At 38.3% G+C, this 1,875-nt stretch carries 3 protein-coding genes; all 3 read right to left on the minus strand.

What is annotated here, in order from left to right; translation table 11 throughout:
• Positions 1-414: 414 nt before the first annotated feature.
• The 3 genes from AB2U10_RS14030 to AB2U10_RS14040 are packed head-to-tail and all read right to left on the minus strand — an operon-like array spanning position 415 to position 1,596.
• The gene (locus AB2U10_RS14030; RefSeq protein ID WP_367916107.1) at positions 415-750 is read right to left on the minus strand and encodes a DUF1493 family protein; all 336 of its coding nucleotides are present in this window, start codon (positions 748-750) and stop codon (positions 415-417) included.
• A gap of 1 nt (position 751) precedes the next feature.
• Positions 752-1,378 carry a hypothetical protein gene (locus AB2U10_RS14035; protein WP_367916109.1) on the minus strand — a complete coding sequence of 209 codons (627 nt, stop codon included), beginning with the start codon at positions 1,376-1,378 and terminating at the stop codon, positions 752-754.
• Complete coding sequence (locus AB2U10_RS14040) at positions 1,273-1,596, minus strand: RHS repeat-associated core domain-containing protein (protein ID WP_367916108.1); 324 nt, start codon at positions 1,594-1,596, stop codon at positions 1,273-1,275. The genes AB2U10_RS14035 and AB2U10_RS14040 overlap by 106 nt, the downstream gene beginning before the upstream one ends.
• Positions 1,597-1,875: the final 279 nt, after the last annotated feature.

Raw genomic sequence — 1,875 nt, forward strand, 5'->3', positions numbered from 1 at the left:
TTCGTGACCATAAAGCTAAACAGCATTATGCAATATGATAAAAACCCCGATTTCGGGGCTTTTTATTCTCGTAACACCAAAGGGGCAAATATTATATCACAAAACCTATTGTATCATCCGTATTTCCTGTATTCACGATACTTTTGTAATAATTTTGCAAATCGGATCTCTCCTTTTCTCCCAGAGTTTGAGAAGTTAATAAAGCAGGTTTTTTTCTATTTGTCTGAATAAATCCAACTGATTTGAAAGAAATATCTCCTGAAAATAGGTCTATTAGCCAATCCCATTCTTGTTTGTATTTGATAAAGTCGATATTTCTTAGTTCAACTGGATTGGCAAAATCAATTGAATTTATTGTATTTAAGGAGTCCCTACATATTTGACACTTCCCCTCTCAATAGTAATAACCACCCACTACTCCTTTTTGGGTTTAAACCACTTTCCTTGTTCAGCTACTCTTATTAAATGTTCAATTGTAATAGGCAGTTTTTTAGTTTTTGATGGGTGAATAGTACGATTGAACAAGTCTTTTAAAATATAAAAAGGGTGAGCATCCTCGAGAAAATAATCATAATAATTGTACTCTTTTCCATCAATATGAAACGTTTCTCCAAAATCATCAAAAAAAGCATCAATTTCCTCAGAAACAGCATTTAATGATTGAATAGTAAAGTCTAAAGAGACTTCCTTTCTATATCCAAAGTGCTTCTTTAAAAGCTCTTTTATCTGAAACAAGTATTGTTCTTCCATCTTATTTAAATTTCTTCACATATTGTAGTTGGCCAACGCCTATTCCATACCCAACTGGTGTTATTATATTTCTACTTAACATTATCCCAATATCAGATGTTCTACGGCCAAAGCTGGGCATTATAGTAGGAATCGAAAAAGGAAGTTTACCCATTTTGCCTTTCAATGCGAAAGAAATCATATTTGTATTTCTTGACGCATTTCCCAAACCACGCCTTAGCCCCAAACTAGCTTTAGAAACCGGCATTACCTTTCTTGCCAGCATAGCTTCTCCAACTTTCTCTGCCCCATACCCTGCATCATAAGCAATTTCACCGACAGTCATATTTGGTATATGTTGTGTATAATCCTTGATAGCCATAGTCATATTAACTCTCATAAAAGTCCCTTGAGCATTTAGCGCTGTCATTTGCATCATATTTACAAACCCTTGCCCCAAATCAGACCAACCCTCAACTGTAGTTAAACTACCTAAAAATTGCCCCGTTTGTTGTAAACCTCCGTAAACACCCATACCAAAAGCTATATTGGCGGGCATCCCTGATGCCACTGTCCTGGTAGTAATACCACCGGTTGTCTTCTTGTCCTTATCTTTATCTCCCCCACCGTTCCCTCTAACCCCATCCATAAACGCTGCAATCTCCTCAGGGATTCCGTTGTCACCCGGTTTCCCTCATTCACCCACATACCGTTAGGGTCCGTCAGCGAAAGAGGATTATTCAGTACATAATTATACCCCGAATACCCGTAATACAGCTCAGCCGCAGGGTCATTTCGGTCCCAACGCCCAATCGTCGGATTATACACCCTTGCCCCAAAGTCTACCCTATTGGAGTTAAGGGTCATCTCCTTCCCTTCTCCTGCAACTCTCAACGGTTCTGATACGCATTCACAGTCCCTGTACCGTTCAGCCGCACACCCCAGGGATCAAAGTTACTGCCCATTTAAAAGATCTTTCTGTATTTGTTAAGCACTGCATTTGCAAGATACTTTTTACTTTTCATTCGGCCGGCGTTCAGTTAAAAAACAAGCCCCTCCATTCTATATTAATAATATCAAGCTTAAAGCTATGCAATAAAAACGCTCTCTTCGAAGAGCATTTTTATTGAATAAACCCGTATTAAT

It is taken from the genome of Leadbetterella sp. DM7, assembly GCF_040829825.2.
In the GTDB taxonomy this organism is placed as follows: domain Bacteria; phylum Bacteroidota; class Bacteroidia; order Cytophagales; family Spirosomataceae; genus Leadbetterella.